Here is a 16,185-nt window from a genome sequence, read left to right as displayed (position 1 = left end):
TTATCGGCGATATGCCTTGCAACGCCGTTTCAATGACTGCTGGTCGTGTCGGTTGCGACCGTGCCGGCCGTGTTGCGCATCGGGCTGCCGTTGCAGAAGATGGCGGTCATGAGCATCGGCACGACTTCGTGCACCACGGCCGTGCTGCCTGCATCGCGCACGCGCGCCTCGACCGACTCCTTCGATCCGACCACGACGACGCCGTACGCCGAATCGTTGATCGGCTCGCCCTTGCCCTGCTTGAAGAGCGCGTCGCCGTGTTCGTAGCCCAGCACGGCGTAGACGCGAAAACCGTACGCGGTGAGATCGCTGCCGTGCGTCGGCCGGAACGCGTTGACGGAGTTGGCTTCGACACGCATCGGGCTGGCGTCGATGTACTGCTCGTCGCGCAGCGGCGCGATGAATCGATGGGCGCTCGACTTGCAGTCGAGTTGTTGTTCGAGCGGGTAAGCCTGCGACACGCTGGGCAGCAATCCCCCAGCCACAGCGGCGAGCGCGGTAAGCGTTGCGAGAGGAACGGTTTTCATGGCAGCGGCAAGGCAGCGGTTGAGGAGTCTGGTCGTTGAGATCCCGGCTGTGGGCGCCGGTCTTCGTCGGGAAAGCGTGGCGAATGCCGCAATTTCCGAGCCAGCTTTTGGGAGCTGCGGCACGGCGAGCGTTGCGGTGCCATGGGAAAGCGCCATCCGCGCGCTTCTGCGTCGCGTGGTCGAACTCGCTATATTGAGCGATTCCCATCGAACAGGACCCGCCATGCCCGCGCTCTCCGACTTTCCGATCACCCGCAAATGGCCCGCGCAGCATCCCGACCGTATTCAGCTTTACTCGCTGCCGACGCCGAACGGCGTCAAAGTGTCGATCATGCTGGAAGAAACCGCCCTGCCCTACGAGCCGCATCTGGTGCGCTTCGATACGAACGATCAGATGTCTGCGGAATTCCTGTCGCTGAATCCGAACAACAAGATTCCCGCGATCATCGACCCGAACGGACCCGGCGGTGAGCCGCTCGCGCTGTTCGAGTCGGGCGCGATTCTGATCTATCTCGCCGATAAGTCCGGCCAGTTGCTGCCCGAAGACCCGGCGCGCCGTTATGAAGCGATTCAATGGCTCATGTTCCAAATGGGCGGCATCGGTCCGATGTTCGGCCAGCTCGGTTTCTTCCACAAATTCGCGGGCAAGGACTACGAGGACAAGCGGCCGCGCGATCGCTACGTGGCGGAGAGCAAGCGTCTGCTCGGCGTGCTCGACGCGCGGCTCGCCGGCCGCGAGTGGATCATGGGCGACGACTACAGCGTCGCGGATATCGCGGTCTTTCCGTGGGTGCGTAACCTGGTCGGCTTCTACGAGGCGCGCGATCTCGTTCAGTTCGACGCGTACGCGCATGTGCAGCGCGCACTGGATGCCTTCGTCGCACGGCCGGCGGTGCAACGCGGGCTCGACATTCCGAAGCGCGATTGAGTCCTAGTAGCGACGATGCGCTGAGATCGTCGCGCGACGCATGATTGCGCGACGTCTGGGGAAACGCGTTGAGCATCAACAGGTTAGCCGCTCGATGCTCAGGATATCCACATGGTTGACCACTGAAATTGTGGACAACGACATTGCGTCTTCGTGGGAGCCGATCGAAAGACACGAGAGCGAACGCGCTTTTTTGAACCGGTCCACAATAGCCGTTTCACGCGCGCATTTCGCACGACGGGTGAAACACGTTTCGCATCAACGCGTTGGCTCGGCGATGCTCAGGATATCCACACGCTTGTGCACGGAAACTGTGGACAACGCGGTGCTTTGCGACAGCTATCGATGAGCCCGGCGCGCCAGTCTCGATACGATGCTCCGTTGGATTGCGACGCCATGAACACTCTTCGCTTCTTCCATCTTCGTAGGCGCTGCCCGCGAACGCTCGCCGTCGTTGCGCTCGTCGGTTTCATGTGCGCGGGCGCGCACGCGCAGGCGGTCGGTCAATGCCCCGGCTATGTCGAGACGGATGGCGGCAGCGCATTCGACGTCGCCGCCATCGTGAAGGACAGCGGCTCGCCGCAATCGGCGCTGGAACGGGTGCGCCGCGCGGTTTCGAAAATCGACGCGGGCGGGGGATGTTCGATCTTCGCCAACGTTCACGCTTGCGAAGAGACGGTGACGCTCGCGCGAAAGGCGATCGTCGCCCTGCAGGCGTGCGCGGCGGCATCGGCGCCGAAGGGCACCACGCGCGGCTGAGCGGCGCAGGCGAAAAAAAACGCGTGCCGTCCATGGGACGGCACGCGTTTATGGCCCTACTCGACCTGCTTGTTCTAGCTTAGCGATCCAGGAACGGACGCAGCTTGTCCGCGCGGCTCGGATGCATGAGCTTGCGCATCGCCTTGCTTTCGATCTGGCGAATGCGCTCGCGCGTCACATCGAACTGCTTGCCGAGCTCTTCGAGCGTGTAGTCCGACGCCGTGTCGATACCGAAGCGCATGCGCAGAACCTTCGCTTCGCGCGGCGACAGCGCGTTGAGTGCGTCGTCGATCGCGGCGCGCATGTTCGCGTGCACGGCGGCATCCGCCGGCGACGCGGCGCCCTGATCTTCGATCATGTCGCCGAGCGTTGCATCGGCGTCCTCACCGACCGGCGTTTCCAGCGACACCGGCTGCTTCGCGATCTTGAGAATGCCGCGGATCTTCTCCTCGGGCATTTCCATGCGCTCGGCGAGCACCGACGGATGCGCTTCCTGACCGGTCTGCTGCAGAATCTCGCGCGAGATGCGGTTCAGCTTGTTGATCGTTTCGATCATGTGAACCGGCACGCGGATCGTGCGAGCCTGATCAGCGAGGGAGCGCGTCACGGCCTGGCGGACCCACCACGTCGCATACGTCGAGAACTTCCAGCCACGGCGATATTCGAACTTGTCCACCGCCTTCATCAGACCGATGTTGCCTTCCTGGATCAGATCCAGGAACTGCATGCCGCGATTGACGTACTTCTTCGCGATCGAAATCACGAGACGCAGGTTCGCCTCGATCATCTCGCGCTTCGCCTGACGCATCTTCAGCTCGGCAGCCGTCATCTGACGGTTGATCTGCTTGAGTTGCTTGAGCGGCATCGCGACTGCGGCTTCGATGTCGATGAGCTTTTGCTGCTCTGCCTGAATGGCCGGCAAACTGCGTTCGAGCGATGCACCGTATTGCTTGGCGCTTGCCGCCGTGCGAGCCGTCCATTCGAGGTCGGTTTCATGGCCCGGGAACGACTCGACGAACTTCTCGCGCGGCATGCCGCAGCGATCAACGGCGATCTGCAGAATGCGACGTTCGATCTCGCGAACTTGCGCGACTTGCTGCTGAACGTTCGCGCACAGACGGTCGATGGTCTTCGCCGTGAAGCGGATCGACCCCAGTTCGCGCTGGATTTCCGCGCGCGCACGTTCGACCGCCTTGGTTGCTGCGGCGCCCGAACCTTTCGGATGACTGGCTTGTTCGGCCAACTCGCGCACGCGAGCGAAAATTTCGAGACAGTCCGCTTTCAGTTGCTTCAAACGCGCTTCGTTCGATGCACCGGCGTCCCCGCCTTCGATGTCGCCGTCGTCGTCTTCGTCGCTATCCGATTCTTCGGCGTCCGTATCGATGTCGGTCGATTCCGTCACTTCGGATGCCGAAATTTCTTCTTCCGCTGCGTCGTCTTCCTTGAGACCGTCGACGAGTTCGTCGATCTTGAGCTCTCCGGATTCGACCTGCGCGGCGTCCCCCAGGATGCTCGCCACCGTCGACGGGCACGCGGCGATCGCCTGGATCATCTCGTGCAAGCCGTCTTCGATGCGCTTCGCGATAGCGATTTCGCCCGCGCGCGTGAGCAGTTCCGTCGCGCCCATCTCGCGCATGTACATGCGAACCGGGTCGGTCGTGCGGCCGAATTCCGAATCGACGGTCGAAAGCGCGTTTTCGGCTTCCTCTTCCGATTGCTCATCGGTCACCACCGTCGGCGCGTTGTCGCTCAACAGCAGCGTTTCGGCGTCCGGCGCTTGCTCGTAGACGGCCACGCCCATGTCGTTGAACGTGCTGACGATGGTTTCCATCGCCGCCGTCTGCGCGAAGTTGTCGGGCAAGTGGTCGTTGATCTCGGCATGCGTTAGATAGCCGCGCTCCTTGCCCAGTTGAATCAACGCGCGCATTTGACGCTGCCGCTCTTCGTCCTGCTCCGCCGTCATCACGACATCGGGCTGCACGTTGCCGGTCTGGCCCTTTGCTTTGCCTGCGCGTCGGCCCGGCGACTTGCGCGCCGGCGCGACGATATCCAGCTCCGAATCTTCCCGATCAAAACTTGCCATACTTTCTCCTCGACGGGTTTGCTCGGCGATGACAGGTCCCCGGAAGCGAGCGTACGGCCCGCATGGATATCGAATGACTTTCGATCACGGACGGCTTGCTGAGAATCGCATCGAGCAAAGCGCGCAAACCGGCTAGTCGCGCAGCTTGCGTATTTCAATCGCCTCTAGAGGCGGAACCTTAGAGTATATCAGGGTTTGTTGCGACGCAGCAGGTTTTTCATAAGGTCTGCGCGTTGCGGCGAAACGTCAGACATTGCGGGGCGCTCCGGTGAGAGACCGCTCGCGCGCATGCGTCCGGACTTCTCGCTTGAAGACGATCTGAGGGCGATGCCGCCCGTTTTCAACTTGAGGAAGCGCTTGAGTTCATTAACATGTGTCGTGCTAGGCCACGGGTGCTGCGCGACTGCGACGTCGCTCCGATCGGCCGCAGTGCGACGCGGTAACGCGGCCGCGGCGTTCGAAGCGGTATCGGCAACGGGCACGATGCGGCCGGCATCCAGTGCGGCGACGAATTCGCTGGCCCAGGAGCCTATGCGTATGCGAGGACGCGCTTCATCGCAGTGATGCGCGGTCAATTCTGTTGCGTCGGCGGACACGAAATAGCGCGTGAGCCCGTCGCTGCTTGTGAACGCTTTGCCTGCGATCGCCTTCGCGGCCCGATGGACGTGCAGGTCGTTCAACTCGCGCGTTTCTTGTTCGGCGGATTCAGCGCGATGCATACGAACTCGATACGCGTAGTCGACGGGCTTTCGCAGCAGAGCGCGAAGATAGCTGACGGGGTGCTTGGCTCGCTTGAGATGGTCCCAGGTCGTTTCTACCACGTCGGAAAGACGCTTTCCGTGTTGGCGAGCTTCGCCCATGAGTTTGAAGATAAAGAATTCACGAAATCCGAGGAGGCGCAGGCGCGTGAGGTCGGCGGGGAGGCGTCCCGGTTGTCTCTTTTGATTAGTAGGGGATAGATCCTTATATATAGCACCGTCTGCCAGGGTGACAGACGGTGTAGCCAACGAAACTTCGCGTTGGCTATGCGCAGGGGCGCGTCGCGTCTCGTGCGAAGAAGTGGACGCGTCTTGTGGCTTCTCAGTCAGGCCGAGCAGGTCGGCCGCTTTGGCTGTTAGGTGGAGATAGGCGCGACCAAAAAGACCAGCGCTCCCGTACCTTGCTTGCGGGGGGCGGGTAATGAATCCGGCTGCTTCGAGATCGTCGAGGCTGCGATAGAACGTCCGCATGGATTGCAGTGCTCGCCCTGTCAAAAGCTCGCGTCGGGCGAATATGGCTGCGAATGGGCGCGCAGCATCGACTGTCCGCGCCAGAGCGGCGAGGACCGCCCGCGCGCGAGCCGGTAGCGCGGACAAGTGATTCGCGCGATGTGCCGCACGAAAGACAACCCAAGGGAGGTTCGACCGATCACAAGCGTATTCGTCCAGCGCCTGTTGGTCTTCTGGTCCGCGGAGGATTTCATGGTGTTGCAGACGAGAACTACCCTCGCCAGCAACGGAAAGTTGCGCGATATGCATGTCAAGTGCGTCCATTTCGAGAAATGGAGGGGCAAACGCTTGACTGCCGATCGCGATCCGCTAAACTTCGAGATGTGCACTCGTGACCCGATTGGCGTCGGGAAGCGAACCGGGCGAACAGCAGTTAAGCCCGAATTCAAAAGCCTTCGGTTGGCGCCGAAGGCTTTTGTCTTTTATAGGGTATTGGTTACATGGCTACCTCGGCCAAGTGATGTGCTGGTACTGGTCCGGAAGGGTGTTAATGTTTCGGGGCTAGTCAAACGCTAAGTCCTTGATTTCTAACGAGTACCTAGTAGGTCACTCCTCCCCGGCTTCTTCAGTAAGCGACTTGCTGATGAAGTCCGCAATCCGCTGCCCCCAATCGTCTGCCGCATTCGCGTCTTTTTCGAAGAACCGGACTCCCACCACCCCGTTCCGGCTTGTCACTTCACAAACTTTCCGCCGCCCGGCGCGAACAACCGTTGAGTTCGGCGGGGTCGCCTTCGGTTTATCTGCGACCAGTGCAACCGCTTTGTCCTGCGTAAAGTTCTCGTCGTCGACGAGGCGCCGAACTGCTTCGACAACCTTCTCGGCCTTTCCCGCTTCTGCCAGGGCGGCAAGCTTCTGGGCAGCATTGCTTCCGAGTCGCTCCGGCTTCGTCGCCAGAACTTCTTTGGCTGCGTCCGGTAACGCATCGAACGAGAAAATCCGGCTCACGTGGCTTTTACTCAATCCGGCGCTGTCGGCGATCTCTGTCCGCGAGAGTCCGCTCAACTCCTGAAGCCGCTTGAAATTCCAGTACTTCTCGAAATCCGTGAGGGATGGCGATAGAAGGTTCGAGAAAAAAGCGGCGAACTCGATCTCACCTTCGTCGATGGATGCCACGTTAGCGCGGATACTGCTGCGCCCCAGTTCTCGGTAAGCCGCGACCCGATTGTGCCCGGCGACGATTTCGTAACGCCCGTCTGCGATGGACCGGATGAGTATCGGTGTGGCCAACGCGTGCTGCGCGAGGTTACTCTTCAGTTCCTGAAACTGTTCGGCTGTAAGCTTACGGCGGCGCCCCGGCACTTCCACGAGCGCGTCGAGCGGCACTTCAAGCGCCGCCCGCTCTTCCAGTTGCGATTCCAGTTCCTTGATGCGTGCCTGAGCCGTATTGATACGATGCTGCGCATCCATCAATCGGCCGGGCGATGTGCGCGGCTCGGTGTTCGCGGGCCGCTGCGCCGTCTCCGACGGCTTGCTCCCGACATTCGCCGTCTTCGCGAGGAGCCTGTCGCCAATCCCCATTTATTCCTCCTTCTGGTTCCATGCGCGCACGAACTGCGCGTCGAGGTGTTCTGCTAGCCGGTCGAGCGGCTCCTTGAATCTGTTGTAAGCGGCCGTGCTTCCGTCAGGCTTCGACAAGTCGTAGACCGTCGAGAGTTGCGCAGACGCGCCCTTAGGTACCGTGGACTCCGGAATCTCGAACGGCAACACGCGATCGCCGTAAGCTTTTTGCAACCAGCCCCGAACAACGCGGGAAACGTCGTCGGACTTGGCCTTCGTAAGAATGACATTCACGAAGTCGAACCGCTTCTGTTCGAGTACGCCCGGAAGCTTCTTCGCAATGTCCGCGAATAGATGCCAGAACTGGGTCGAACTCGCGAAGTCGAGCGCCTCGGGCGGGCAAGGCAGGAGAATGGCGTCGGACGCCAGCAGGGCGTTGATGGTCAGATAACTGAGCGCGGGCGGCGTATCGATGACGATCGCATCGTATTCGTCTGTCAATGGTAGCAAGCCCTTGCGGACGATTTCCCAGAACTCGAACGTACTGTCGTTGAGCACCTTCGCCGGTATCTCGAACTCTGCGTCGAAAAGCGAAGAGGAGGCCGGGATGAGATCCAGGTTATGCCAATACGTCTCTTGTACGGCATAACGCAGCGTCTCCTGGTCGCCATAGATGAGCGGCAAGAGCGTCTGGTCGTCGGAGATCTCGGCGTCGGGAGCCCACCCGCACAGCTGCGTCGTGGTGCCTTGGGGGTCACAGTCGATCACCAACACGCGTCGGCCGAGCAGCGTTAGCGCCTGCGCAGCCGAGACGGCAGTCGTGGTTTTCGCGACGCCGCCCTTGAAGTTTGCGACCGTCACGATACGTCCGCGTTTGCCCTCGGGGCGCCTGACGCGTTCCTTCGTCGCGCGAACCCACGTGAGCGTTTCCTCCAACGTGAACTCTTTGCTCCGTCCCGCGCCCTTCGACGTTCCCGCCGGCAGCTCACCCTTGGTCGTCAGATACTGAAACCGTTGCTTGTCGATGCCGCACAGTGACGCAACTTGCGCGCTTGTGAAAGTCGGCGCGCTCTTCCGAGGGTACGGCTCGAGCATCGCGTCGCGGATCTGATTGAGGATGTCAGTGGCTTGGGCGGCCACCCCCAGCAGCGTTTCGATGGAAACGGATTGATCGACTTCGGGAAGCCGGGCGCTTAACATGGAGTTCGCAGTCACTGGCGGGCCTGGGTAAGCAAATAATTCTTCGGTTTGTGGAAAACATACTGCAAACCGAAGAATAAACGCCCAACCGGTAAACCTCAAGTAAACTCTGAAGTCCTTCCCGAGCCCGCGCAGGCATTTTTACAACGTTCCGAACCCCCGCCGACAGCCTTAAGCGGATTCTGACGACGATCCGAGGGCCAAAGTCTCCCTCAGAAGCCGCTCGACGCCAAGTAAACGCCGCGAACCGCCGTCCTGCAAGTAGAGCGATGTGGTCGTGAGGCTTGCATGCCCGAGGCCCTTGCCGATCTGGACGATGTCCGCGCCCTGCGCCAGCGCATGCGCGGAATGCGTGTGCCGAAGCCAGTGAGTACTCGCGAGCGCAAGACGACGCCCTGACCCGGGAGCTTCTTTTTCGGCCGCAGCGGCGGCACTCGCGAAGATCGCTTTGAACAGCTTGCCGATGCCGTCGGGCGTGATCGACCCGCCGCTTCGCGCCTGGGCCAGTAGCGGCGTGCCTTCCGGGCAATCCAGCGCGCCGGGAAGTCCGCGCATGGCGAGGTTGTCTTGTAGCGCCTCGATCACGATCGGCGGCAGAAGTACCGAGCGGCTCCTCCTTCCCCGCGATGCAGGGCTGACGCTCAACCGCCAAACCGGCGCATCGACGCCCGCAAGACGCCCGACTGACAGCATGTCGGTCGTCGCGCTCGCCAACTCGCCGCGGCGCAATCCTGTGGCGTACGCGAGCAGGAGTGCGAGGCGGTCGCGGTGTTCCGTGAAGGTGTACTGAGGCCGGGTCACGGCGTCGAAAACGTACTTCCACTGCTCGAAGTGGAGCGAGCGCGTCTCTGCATCGAAAACGGGTGGCGTCGCCGCACGCTCCAAGCCACTGAACGGATTCGTCGCCAGATAACCGACTTCGACCAGCCATTGGCACATGGCGTTGAGTATCGCGCGCGCTGTCTCCCGGCTTCGGTCCGACAACGGCCCGGCGAACGGCCGCCAGCCGGCGAGGCAACGCTCGACACGCTCTTTCGCCACCCAACGCGCGGGGGGCGGGTTCACGAGAAACGTATGAACGTAATCGCAGCAATCCAGTGAAGTCAGTGACGACAGCGGCTTGTTCTGCTCGACCAATGCCCACAACAGCAGCCGCTCCGCCTCGCGTCGGTATGCCCGGCGTGTATGCTCACTTGCCGAACGCGCGTCGAGCCAGGCGGTGATCGCCTCGATATCCGTACGGAGACGGCAGTTCCCGCCACTGGCCCGATTCGTCCCGCTGGAGCCGTCGAGCGGAGCGGGGACGCGAACTGCTTCGAGCGGCGCGACGGCAACCGTATCCCCATCGGCAGCGGGGCGCGCGGGCGCATCCGCCGCCCACTGCCGTCGCGGCACCAGCGCCAGTTGCGAAAGTCTGTGCCCGAGCGCATCGGCGTGAAGCTGCAGCCAGTCGACGATCCGCTGCGCGCCCTTGGGACCGAGTCGCGGCACCGCCGTGTGCCAGCGATGCCCGCGGCGTTCGACCAACGCGATCAAATCCGAGATCGTCTCGATTCCAGCCGCCGCGAGCCGCGCCGCGACCGCCGGCTCGAACCATCCATCGACCGGATGTTCTGGCTTCGGATCGTGGACGAGCGTCGCTTCCATTCGCGCGAGCGCGTCCGCCTGACGCCGACGCAGGCGCATGTTTCGCGCGGTCCGCCGGTCCACGGCGGGCGACGCGTCCGCGGGATGCGCCTCGCGGTACAACGCGAGCAACTCGGCTTCACCGAATACACCATCCGGGTCGACGCGCTCGCGGAATGCCTCGAGCGAAGGCGCGCTCGCGGCGAGTTCGGCGGGCGTCGACGGAATGCTCCCCGGACGCAACCGAAGAAGATGGGCGGCTTCGATATCCTGCGCGCGGCGCGCGAGCACAGACAGCATGTCGCGCAGCGCAGCGATGAGCCGGCGAGTGCTGCGCACGTCGCCGCCCGAGTCGCCATACGATGCGTGAAGCTGCGCTTCCGACACGCCGTCGAGATACCCGCGATACAGGGCGAAATGCTGGCGCGTGAGTCGTTGCGACGCCGAGCCGTCGTGCAGCGGGACTTGAGAACGAGAAATTTTGTCTTTGATATCAGCCATTTGCGGCGAGGTTATCAACTCCGTCTGAAATTGACAACCTAAATCGCTACGTCTGATAAGTCGCATTATCAGCAGCCGACGTCGACGAACCGCCCGGAGCTTGTATCTTTTATCCGCCCGGCGCATATTCGTTCACTGACAAGCGCCTTACTGGAGGCACGTGCCGATGCGCGACCCTCGCCCCGCGTACAAAGATGCTCGACAGGACGATTTGCGCCCGAGTTTGCCGGAGGTCTACGCGTCGGTGCGAGTGCCTGCTGGCGGCAGCTGGTTTCGGCGACTCCTCGCGTTCGCCGGCCCGGGCTACATGATCTCGGTCGGCTACATGGACCCCGGCAATTGGGCGACGGACATCGCCGGTGGATCGCGCTTCGGCTACACCTTGCTCGCGGTCATCCTGTTGTCGAACTTGATGGCGATTCTGCTGCAGGCACTGGCCGTCCGGCTCGGTGTCGCGACGGGGCGCGATCTCGCGCAGGCCTGTCGCGATCATTACTCCCGGCCCGTCAATCTGGCGCTGTGGTTCGCGTGCGAAATGGCGATCATCGCGTGCGATCTCGCCGAGGTCATCGGCACCGCCATCGCGCTTAAGCTGCTGTTCGACATTCCGCTCGTGCTCGGCGCGCTGATCACGGCGCTCGACGCCTTCCTTCTACTGCTCCTCGTCAACCGAGGGTTCCGTTTCCTCGAAGCATTCGTCATCGCGCTGCTGGCCGTCATCGCGGTCTGCTTTGCGTTACAGATCGCCGCGGCGGCGCCGCCGGTCGCGCAGGTGCTGAGCGGCTTCGTGCCGTCGCCGCAAATCGTGACGAACCGCGAGATGCTGTACCTCGCGATCGGCATTCTCGGCGCGACGGTCATGCCGCACAACCTGTATCTGCATTCGTCGGTCGTGCAGACGCGCGCCTATGGCGCTTCGGTGGATGCGCGCCGCGACGCCATCCGCTGGGCGACGATCGACAGCACCCTCGCGCTGACGCTCGCGCTGTTCATCAACGCCGCGATCCTCGTCGTGGCGGCGGCCGTCTTCCATACGAGCGGTCACGATCAGGTGGCGGAAATCGCCGATGCGTTCCATCTCCTGTCGCCGCTGCTCGGTCTCGGTATCGCGTCGACCTTGTTCGCGGTCGCGCTGCTCGCGTCGGGTCTGAATTCAACGGTGACGGCCACGCTGGCCGGCCAGATCGTGATGGAAGGCTTCCTCCGGCTGCGCCTGCCGAACTGGGCGCGCCGCCTCCTGACCCGCTCGATCGCCATCACGCCCGTGATCGCCGTCACCGCGATCTACGGCGAAAGAGCTACCGGCCAACTCCTCGTGTTGAGCCAGGTGATCCTGTCGATGCAACTGCCGTTCGCCGTCGTGCCGCTCGTGCGCTTCGTCTCCGACCGCCAGAAAATGGGCGTCCTCGTGATCGGCCGATGGCTGGCGGCGCTCGCGTGGCTGGTCGCGGGCGTGATTGTCGTGTTGAATGTGAAGCTGCTTGCCGATACGCTGCTTTCCTGACCGACGATTCCGGAGACGCCTGACATGGCTGGGACTTTCATTGACATCGCCATCCGCGAAGGCAGCCCGATTCGCGCGTACGTGACACGCCCGGCGCAAGGCTCCGGACCGGGACTGATACTCTTGCACGATGCCGCGGGCCTCGACGACTTCGCGCAATCGACCGCCGAGCGCTTCGCCGAAGAGGGCTATGTCGTGCTGGCGCCGGAGTTGGCGGGGCGCGAGCTTCGGGGCGGCGGCGTGTCGATGGAAAACCTGGCGGCGGTCATCGAAGCCCTGCGCGCGCTGCCGGAACATGCGGGCAAAGTCGGCGCGGTCGGCTTCGGCGCGGGCGGGGGGCTTGCCGTGCAGGCGGCGGCGAACGCGGACATCGACTGCGCGGTGGCCTACTATCCCGACGACCTCGCCGCCTGCCTCGACGACCTGCGCACCATCCGCTGCCCGATGGTCTTCCATTTCGCGGAAACGCAAGCCAGCGACGCCTTCGCCGGCAAGCCTCAGATACAGCGCTATATATATAGCAGCTGCGCGCCCGGTTTCGCCGCGCCCGCCACGTCCGCCACGTCCGCCACGTCCGCAGAGTCGCCGTACGACAAACCCGCCGCGCTGATGGCCTACTCGCGCACGCTCGGTTTGCTGCGCGAGGTGCTCGGTCCGGTCTACGACCTCGACCGCCTGTGGGAACAGCACTGCTATTTCGAATTCGCGACGCGCGATGTCGACGCCGTCATGCCGACCATGGTCGCCGAGCCGTACGTCAACCATGTTCCGACGATGACGGGCGGCGTCGGCTACGCCGAGCTCAAACGCTTCTACCGATACCACTTCGTCCACTCGAACCCGGAAGACACGAAGCTGATTCCGGTTTCGCGCACGATCGGCGCGGACCGGATCGTCGACGAATTCGTGTTCTGCGCGACGCATGATCGCGAAATCGACTGGCTGCTGCCGGGCCTCGCGCCCACGGGCCGCTATTTCGAAGTGCCGATGCTCGCGGTGGTCCGTTTTCGCGGCGACAAGCTCTATAACGAACACATCTATTGGGATCAGGCGTCGGTGCTGGTGCAGATCGGCGTGCTCGATCCGACCGGCTTGCCTGTCGCCGGTCGCGAAACGGCGCGCAAGATGATCGACGAAACGCGGCCGAGCAACACGCTGATGCGCAACTGGGCATCGAGCGAAGGAAAGCCGGTCTGACACACAAATATATAAATAAGGAGACGAACTGATGACCGACGCAAACACCGCGACATCCGGGACGACACCGGCGACGCAATGCCCCTTCCATCCGACCGCGCCGAACGGCTGCCCGGTGAGCGCGCGCGCCGCGGACTTCGATCCGTTCAGCGACGGCTATCAGCAAGACCCGCCCGAGTACGTGCGCTGGGCGCGCGAACAGGAGCCGGTCTTCTACAGCCCGAAGCTCGGCTACTGGGTCGTCACGCGCTACGACGACATCAAGGCGATCTTTCGCGACAACCTCACGTTCAGCCCGTCGATCGCGCTGGAGAAGATCACGCCGACCGGGCCGGAAGCGAACGCGGTGCTCGCGTCGTACGGCTTCGCGCTCAACCGCACGCTCGTCAACGAGGACGAACCGGCGCACATGCCGCGCCGCCGCGCGCTCATGGACCCGTTCACGCCCGAGGCGCTCGCGCATCACGAGCCGATGGTGCGCGCGCTCACGCGCGAGTATGTCGATCGCTTCATCGACGATGGCCGCGCCGATCTCGTCGATCAGATGCTGTGGGAAGTGCCGCTGACCGTCGCGCTGCACTTTCTCGGCGTGCCCGAGGAGGACATGGACACGCTGCGCGAATATTCGATCGCGCATACGGTGAATACGTGGGGCCGGCCGAAGCCGGAGGAGCAGGTGGCGGTCGCGCACGCGGTCGGCAAGTTCTGGCAGTACGCGGGCAAGGTGCTCGACAACATGCGCGAGGACCCGTCCGGCCCCGGCTGGATGCAGTACGGCATCCGCAAGCAGCAGACACTGCCCGACGTAATTACGGACTCCTATCTGCATTCGATGATGATGGCGGGCATCGTCGCGGCGCACGAGACCACGGCCAACGCGGCGGCCAACGCGATCAAGCTGTTGCTGCAAGACGGCCAGGCGTGGCGCGACATCTGTGAAGACCCGAGCCTGATTCCGAACGCGGTCGAAGAGTGCCTGCGGCACAACGGATCGGTCGCGGCGTGGCGGCGGCTCGCGACGCGCGACGTGAAGATCGGCGGCATCGACATTCCGGCGGGCGCGAAGCTGTTGATCGTGACGTCATCCGCCAACCATGACTCGCATCAATTCGCGGACGCCGACCTCCTCGACATCCGCCGAGAAAATGCCAGCGATCAGCTGACGTTCGGCTACGGCGCGCATCAGTGCATGGGCAAGAATCTCGCGCGCATGGAGATGCAGATTTTTCTCGACGAACTCACGCGCCGCCTGCCGCACATGCGCCTCGCCGAGCAGCGCTTTACGTACGTGCCGAACACGTCGTTTCGCGGGCCCGAGCACCTCTACGTCGAATGGGACCCGGCGCTGAATCCCGAGCGCACGAATCCGTCGGTGCGCGAACCGCGCGCGACGGTGCGCATCGGCGAGCCGTCGTCGCATGCGGTGAGCCGCGCGGTGATCGTCGAATCGGTGTCGATGTGCGCGGATCGCATCGCGCGTGTTCGCCTCGTCGCGGCCGATGGCCGCGCGCTGCCGCGCTGGACGCCGGGCTCGCATATCGACGTCATCTGCGGCGACAGCGGCCTCTCCCGGCAGTATTCGCTCTGCGGCGATCCGGCCGATTCGGCCGCCTACGAGATCGCCGTGTTGCGCGAGACCGCGAGCCGCGGCGGCTCGGCATGGGTACACGACACCGTGAAGCCGGGCGCGCACTGGCGCATTCGCGGGCCGCGCAATCACTTCCGGCTCGATCCCGCTGCGCGCAGGGTCGTGCTGATTGCCGGAGGCATCGGCATCACGCCGATCAGCGCGATGGCGCGCCACGCGCGCGAGCAGGGCATCGAATACGAGATTCACTATAGCGGTCGCAGCCGCGCGTCGATGGCGTTCCTCGACGACCTCCGCGCGCTGCATGGCGAACGGCTGCGCCTGTACGTATCGGAGGAGGGCGCGCGCAACGACTTTTCGGCGCTTCGCATCGAGAACGACACGCAAGTCTATGCGTGCGGCCCGGCGCGCATGATGGACGCGCTGTCGGCCGCAAGCGCCCGGTGGCCCGAAGGCGCGCTGAAGATCGAACACTTTGAATCCACGCTGGGCGCGCTGGACCCGTCCACGGAGCACGCATTCGAAGTCGAACTGCGGGATTCCGGCGTGACGTTGACTGTTCCGCCCGATCAGACGCTTCTCACCACGCTCAGGCGCGCGAACATCGATATCCAAAGCGATTGCGAAGAAGGACTATGCGGATCGTGCGAGATTCGCGTGCTGGACGGTGAAGTCGATCATCGCGATGTTGTATTGACCAAAGAAGAGCGATTAACGAATACCAGAATGATGGCGTGTTGTTCACGAGCCAAAGGTATCAGACTGGTATTGGCGATTTAAACCTGCAGGGACAAATTGCCGCAATACATTCGCGCGTCATAAACGTGTTAGACGTTGCTGAGTCGACGCGGACAAAATCGTCTAATACTAAGTAGATAATGAATAGCTGGCATTGAATTGGTTCGGTGTTTCGGGGAAACGGCAGGCGCTTCGCGCGCCGCCGCCGACGGCTTCCCGCAGCCGACGGCGAAATCTTTCAAAAAGCATTCGTCAGACTATCCACGCAATTTCCCTTGCTAAACAGCAGCTGTATTGCACGTCCGTTCGACGTTTTCCCAATGTCGGCGTATCTTTCATGCGGCAGTTCTTACTGAGGCTAGGGTTATTACCTAGGAATATGCAAACTTTTGTCGCTAGTTTCCGTTTAGAATGACTTCTCATTGGTGCGGCGCACAAGCGTACGCACTGACTTACTTCCCCGGACCAGATGCCATTCACGCCTGCAACACCGCATGCGGTGAATCTGCGCTTGCGCATTATTCGCGCTTGAATGCACCGGGAGAAGGCCGCTGTTCGACCTGAGAGTCTATTAAAAGCCCATGTAAATGGGCTGCGTCGTTTGCATCGAAAGCGCGTGATTGAATGCGTGGACGAAGCGCATGAAAACCGTGATTCACGAGTTCTGCTGTTCAACGAGGATTGAAGATGAATGACGTAGTGATCGTATCGGCCGCGCGCACCGCGGTCGGCAAATTCGGCGGCTCGCTTGCGAAGATCGCAGCGCCGG

Annotated in this window: 11 protein-coding genes; 5 read left to right on the top strand and 6 right to left on the bottom strand. The window is 62.6% G+C overall.

The features are described 5' to 3' along the window. Positions 1-29: 29 nt before the first annotated feature. Complete coding sequence (locus NCR35_RS22595; RefSeq protein ID WP_244850698.1) at positions 30-527, bottom strand: hypothetical protein; 498 nt, start codon at positions 525-527, stop codon at positions 30-32. Positions 528-750: 223 nt separating this feature from the next. Between NCR35_RS22595 and NCR35_RS22590 the strand changes: the two genes are divergently transcribed. Together NCR35_RS22590 and NCR35_RS22585 are read left to right on the top strand one after the other, a co-directional pair. Beyond that, the gene (locus tag NCR35_RS22590; RefSeq protein ID WP_250536178.1) at positions 751-1,455 is read left to right on the top strand and encodes a glutathione S-transferase N-terminal domain-containing protein; all 705 of its coding nucleotides are present in this window, start codon (positions 751-753) and stop codon (positions 1,453-1,455) included. Positions 1,456-1,851: 396 nt separating this feature from the next. After that, a complete protein-coding gene (locus tag NCR35_RS22585; protein ID WP_250536177.1) occupies positions 1,852-2,214 on the top strand; it encodes a hypothetical protein in 363 nt (120 codons plus the stop codon). 79 nt (positions 2,215-2,293) lie between these two features. Here the strand turns inward: NCR35_RS22585 and rpoD are convergent, their stop codons facing one another. The 5 genes from rpoD to NCR35_RS22560 form a co-directional block, all read right to left on the bottom strand. Further along, positions 2,294-4,297 (bottom strand): RNA polymerase sigma factor RpoD, encoded by a 2,004-nt coding sequence (gene rpoD, locus NCR35_RS22580; protein WP_250536176.1) that lies wholly within the window; start codon positions 4,295-4,297, stop codon positions 2,294-2,296. A 188-nt stretch (positions 4,298-4,485) separates the two neighbouring features. Beyond that, the gene (locus tag NCR35_RS22575; protein ID WP_250536175.1) at positions 4,486-5,814 is read right to left on the bottom strand and encodes a replication protein O; all 1,329 of its coding nucleotides are present in this window, start codon (positions 5,812-5,814) and stop codon (positions 4,486-4,488) included. Between the two features lie 297 nt (positions 5,815-6,111). Next, positions 6,112-7,083 carry a ParB/RepB/Spo0J family partition protein gene (locus NCR35_RS22570; protein WP_250536174.1) on the bottom strand — a complete coding sequence of 324 codons (972 nt, stop codon included), beginning with the start codon at positions 7,081-7,083 and terminating at the stop codon, positions 6,112-6,114. Beyond that, complete coding sequence (locus NCR35_RS22565) at positions 7,084-8,262, bottom strand: ParA family protein (RefSeq protein WP_244850704.1); 1,179 nt, start codon at positions 8,260-8,262, stop codon at positions 7,084-7,086. A gap of 171 nt (positions 8,263-8,433) precedes the next feature. Then, positions 8,434-10,389, bottom strand: a complete 1,956-nt coding sequence (locus NCR35_RS22560; protein ID WP_250536173.1) for a site-specific integrase — start codon at positions 10,387-10,389, stop codon at positions 8,434-8,436. 166 nt (positions 10,390-10,555) lie between these two features. Between NCR35_RS22560 and NCR35_RS22555 the strand changes: the two genes are divergently transcribed. The 3 genes from NCR35_RS22555 to NCR35_RS22545 are packed head-to-tail and all read left to right on the top strand — an operon-like array spanning position 10,556 to position 15,458. Beyond that, the gene (locus NCR35_RS22555; protein WP_250536172.1) at positions 10,556-11,893 is read left to right on the top strand and encodes an Nramp family divalent metal transporter; all 1,338 of its coding nucleotides are present in this window, start codon (positions 10,556-10,558) and stop codon (positions 11,891-11,893) included. A 24-nt stretch (positions 11,894-11,917) separates the two neighbouring features. Then, on the top strand, positions 11,918-13,090 hold the full coding sequence (locus NCR35_RS22550; protein ID WP_250536171.1) for a dienelactone hydrolase family protein: 1,173 nt from the start codon (positions 11,918-11,920) through the stop codon (positions 13,088-13,090). A 31-nt stretch (positions 13,091-13,121) separates the two neighbouring features. Beyond that, positions 13,122-15,458, top strand: coding sequence for a cytochrome P450/oxidoreductase (locus NCR35_RS22545; protein ID WP_250536170.1), 2,337 nt, complete (start codon positions 13,122-13,124; stop codon positions 15,456-15,458). Positions 15,459-16,185 lie beyond the last annotated feature (727 nt).

This window comes from Caballeronia sp. AZ10_KS36, from assembly GCF_023631105.1.
GTDB lineage: Bacteria > Pseudomonadota > Gammaproteobacteria > Burkholderiales > Burkholderiaceae > Caballeronia.
The sequence above is the reverse complement of the archived record's forward strand: the minus strand, read 5'-3'. Positions and strand labels throughout refer to the sequence as shown.

What these genes read in the sequence shown, in the direction of transcription:
- NCR35_RS22595 (WP_244850698.1), bottom strand. Translation starts at nt 527, where the DNA reads ATGAAAACCGTTCCTCTCGCAACGCTTACCGCGCTCGCCGCTGTGGCT.
- NCR35_RS22590 (WP_250536178.1), top strand. Translation starts at nt 751, where the DNA reads ATGCCCGCGCTCTCCGACTTTCCGATCACCCGCAAATGGCCCGCGCAG.
- NCR35_RS22585 (WP_250536177.1), top strand. Translation starts at nt 1,852, where the DNA reads ATGAACACTCTTCGCTTCTTCCATCTTCGTAGGCGCTGCCCGCGAACG.
- rpoD (WP_250536176.1), bottom strand. Translation starts at nt 4,297, where the DNA reads ATGGCAAGTTTTGATCGGGAAGATTCGGAGCTGGATATCGTCGCGCCG.
- NCR35_RS22575 (WP_250536175.1), bottom strand. Translation starts at nt 5,814, where the DNA reads ATGCATATCGCGCAACTTTCCGTTGCTGGCGAGGGTAGTTCTCGTCTG.
- NCR35_RS22570 (WP_250536174.1), bottom strand. Translation starts at nt 7,083, where the DNA reads ATGGGGATTGGCGACAGGCTCCTCGCGAAGACGGCGAATGTCGGGAGC.
- NCR35_RS22565 (WP_244850704.1), bottom strand. Translation starts at nt 8,262, where the DNA reads ATGTTAAGCGCCCGGCTTCCCGAAGTCGATCAATCCGTTTCCATCGAA.
- NCR35_RS22560 (WP_250536173.1), bottom strand. Translation starts at nt 10,389, where the DNA reads ATGGCTGATATCAAAGACAAAATTTCTCGTTCTCAAGTCCCGCTGCAC.
- NCR35_RS22555 (WP_250536172.1), top strand. Translation starts at nt 10,556, where the DNA reads ATGCGCGACCCTCGCCCCGCGTACAAAGATGCTCGACAGGACGATTTG.
- NCR35_RS22550 (WP_250536171.1), top strand. Translation starts at nt 11,918, where the DNA reads ATGGCTGGGACTTTCATTGACATCGCCATCCGCGAAGGCAGCCCGATT.
- NCR35_RS22545 (WP_250536170.1), top strand. Translation starts at nt 13,122, where the DNA reads ATGACCGACGCAAACACCGCGACATCCGGGACGACACCGGCGACGCAA.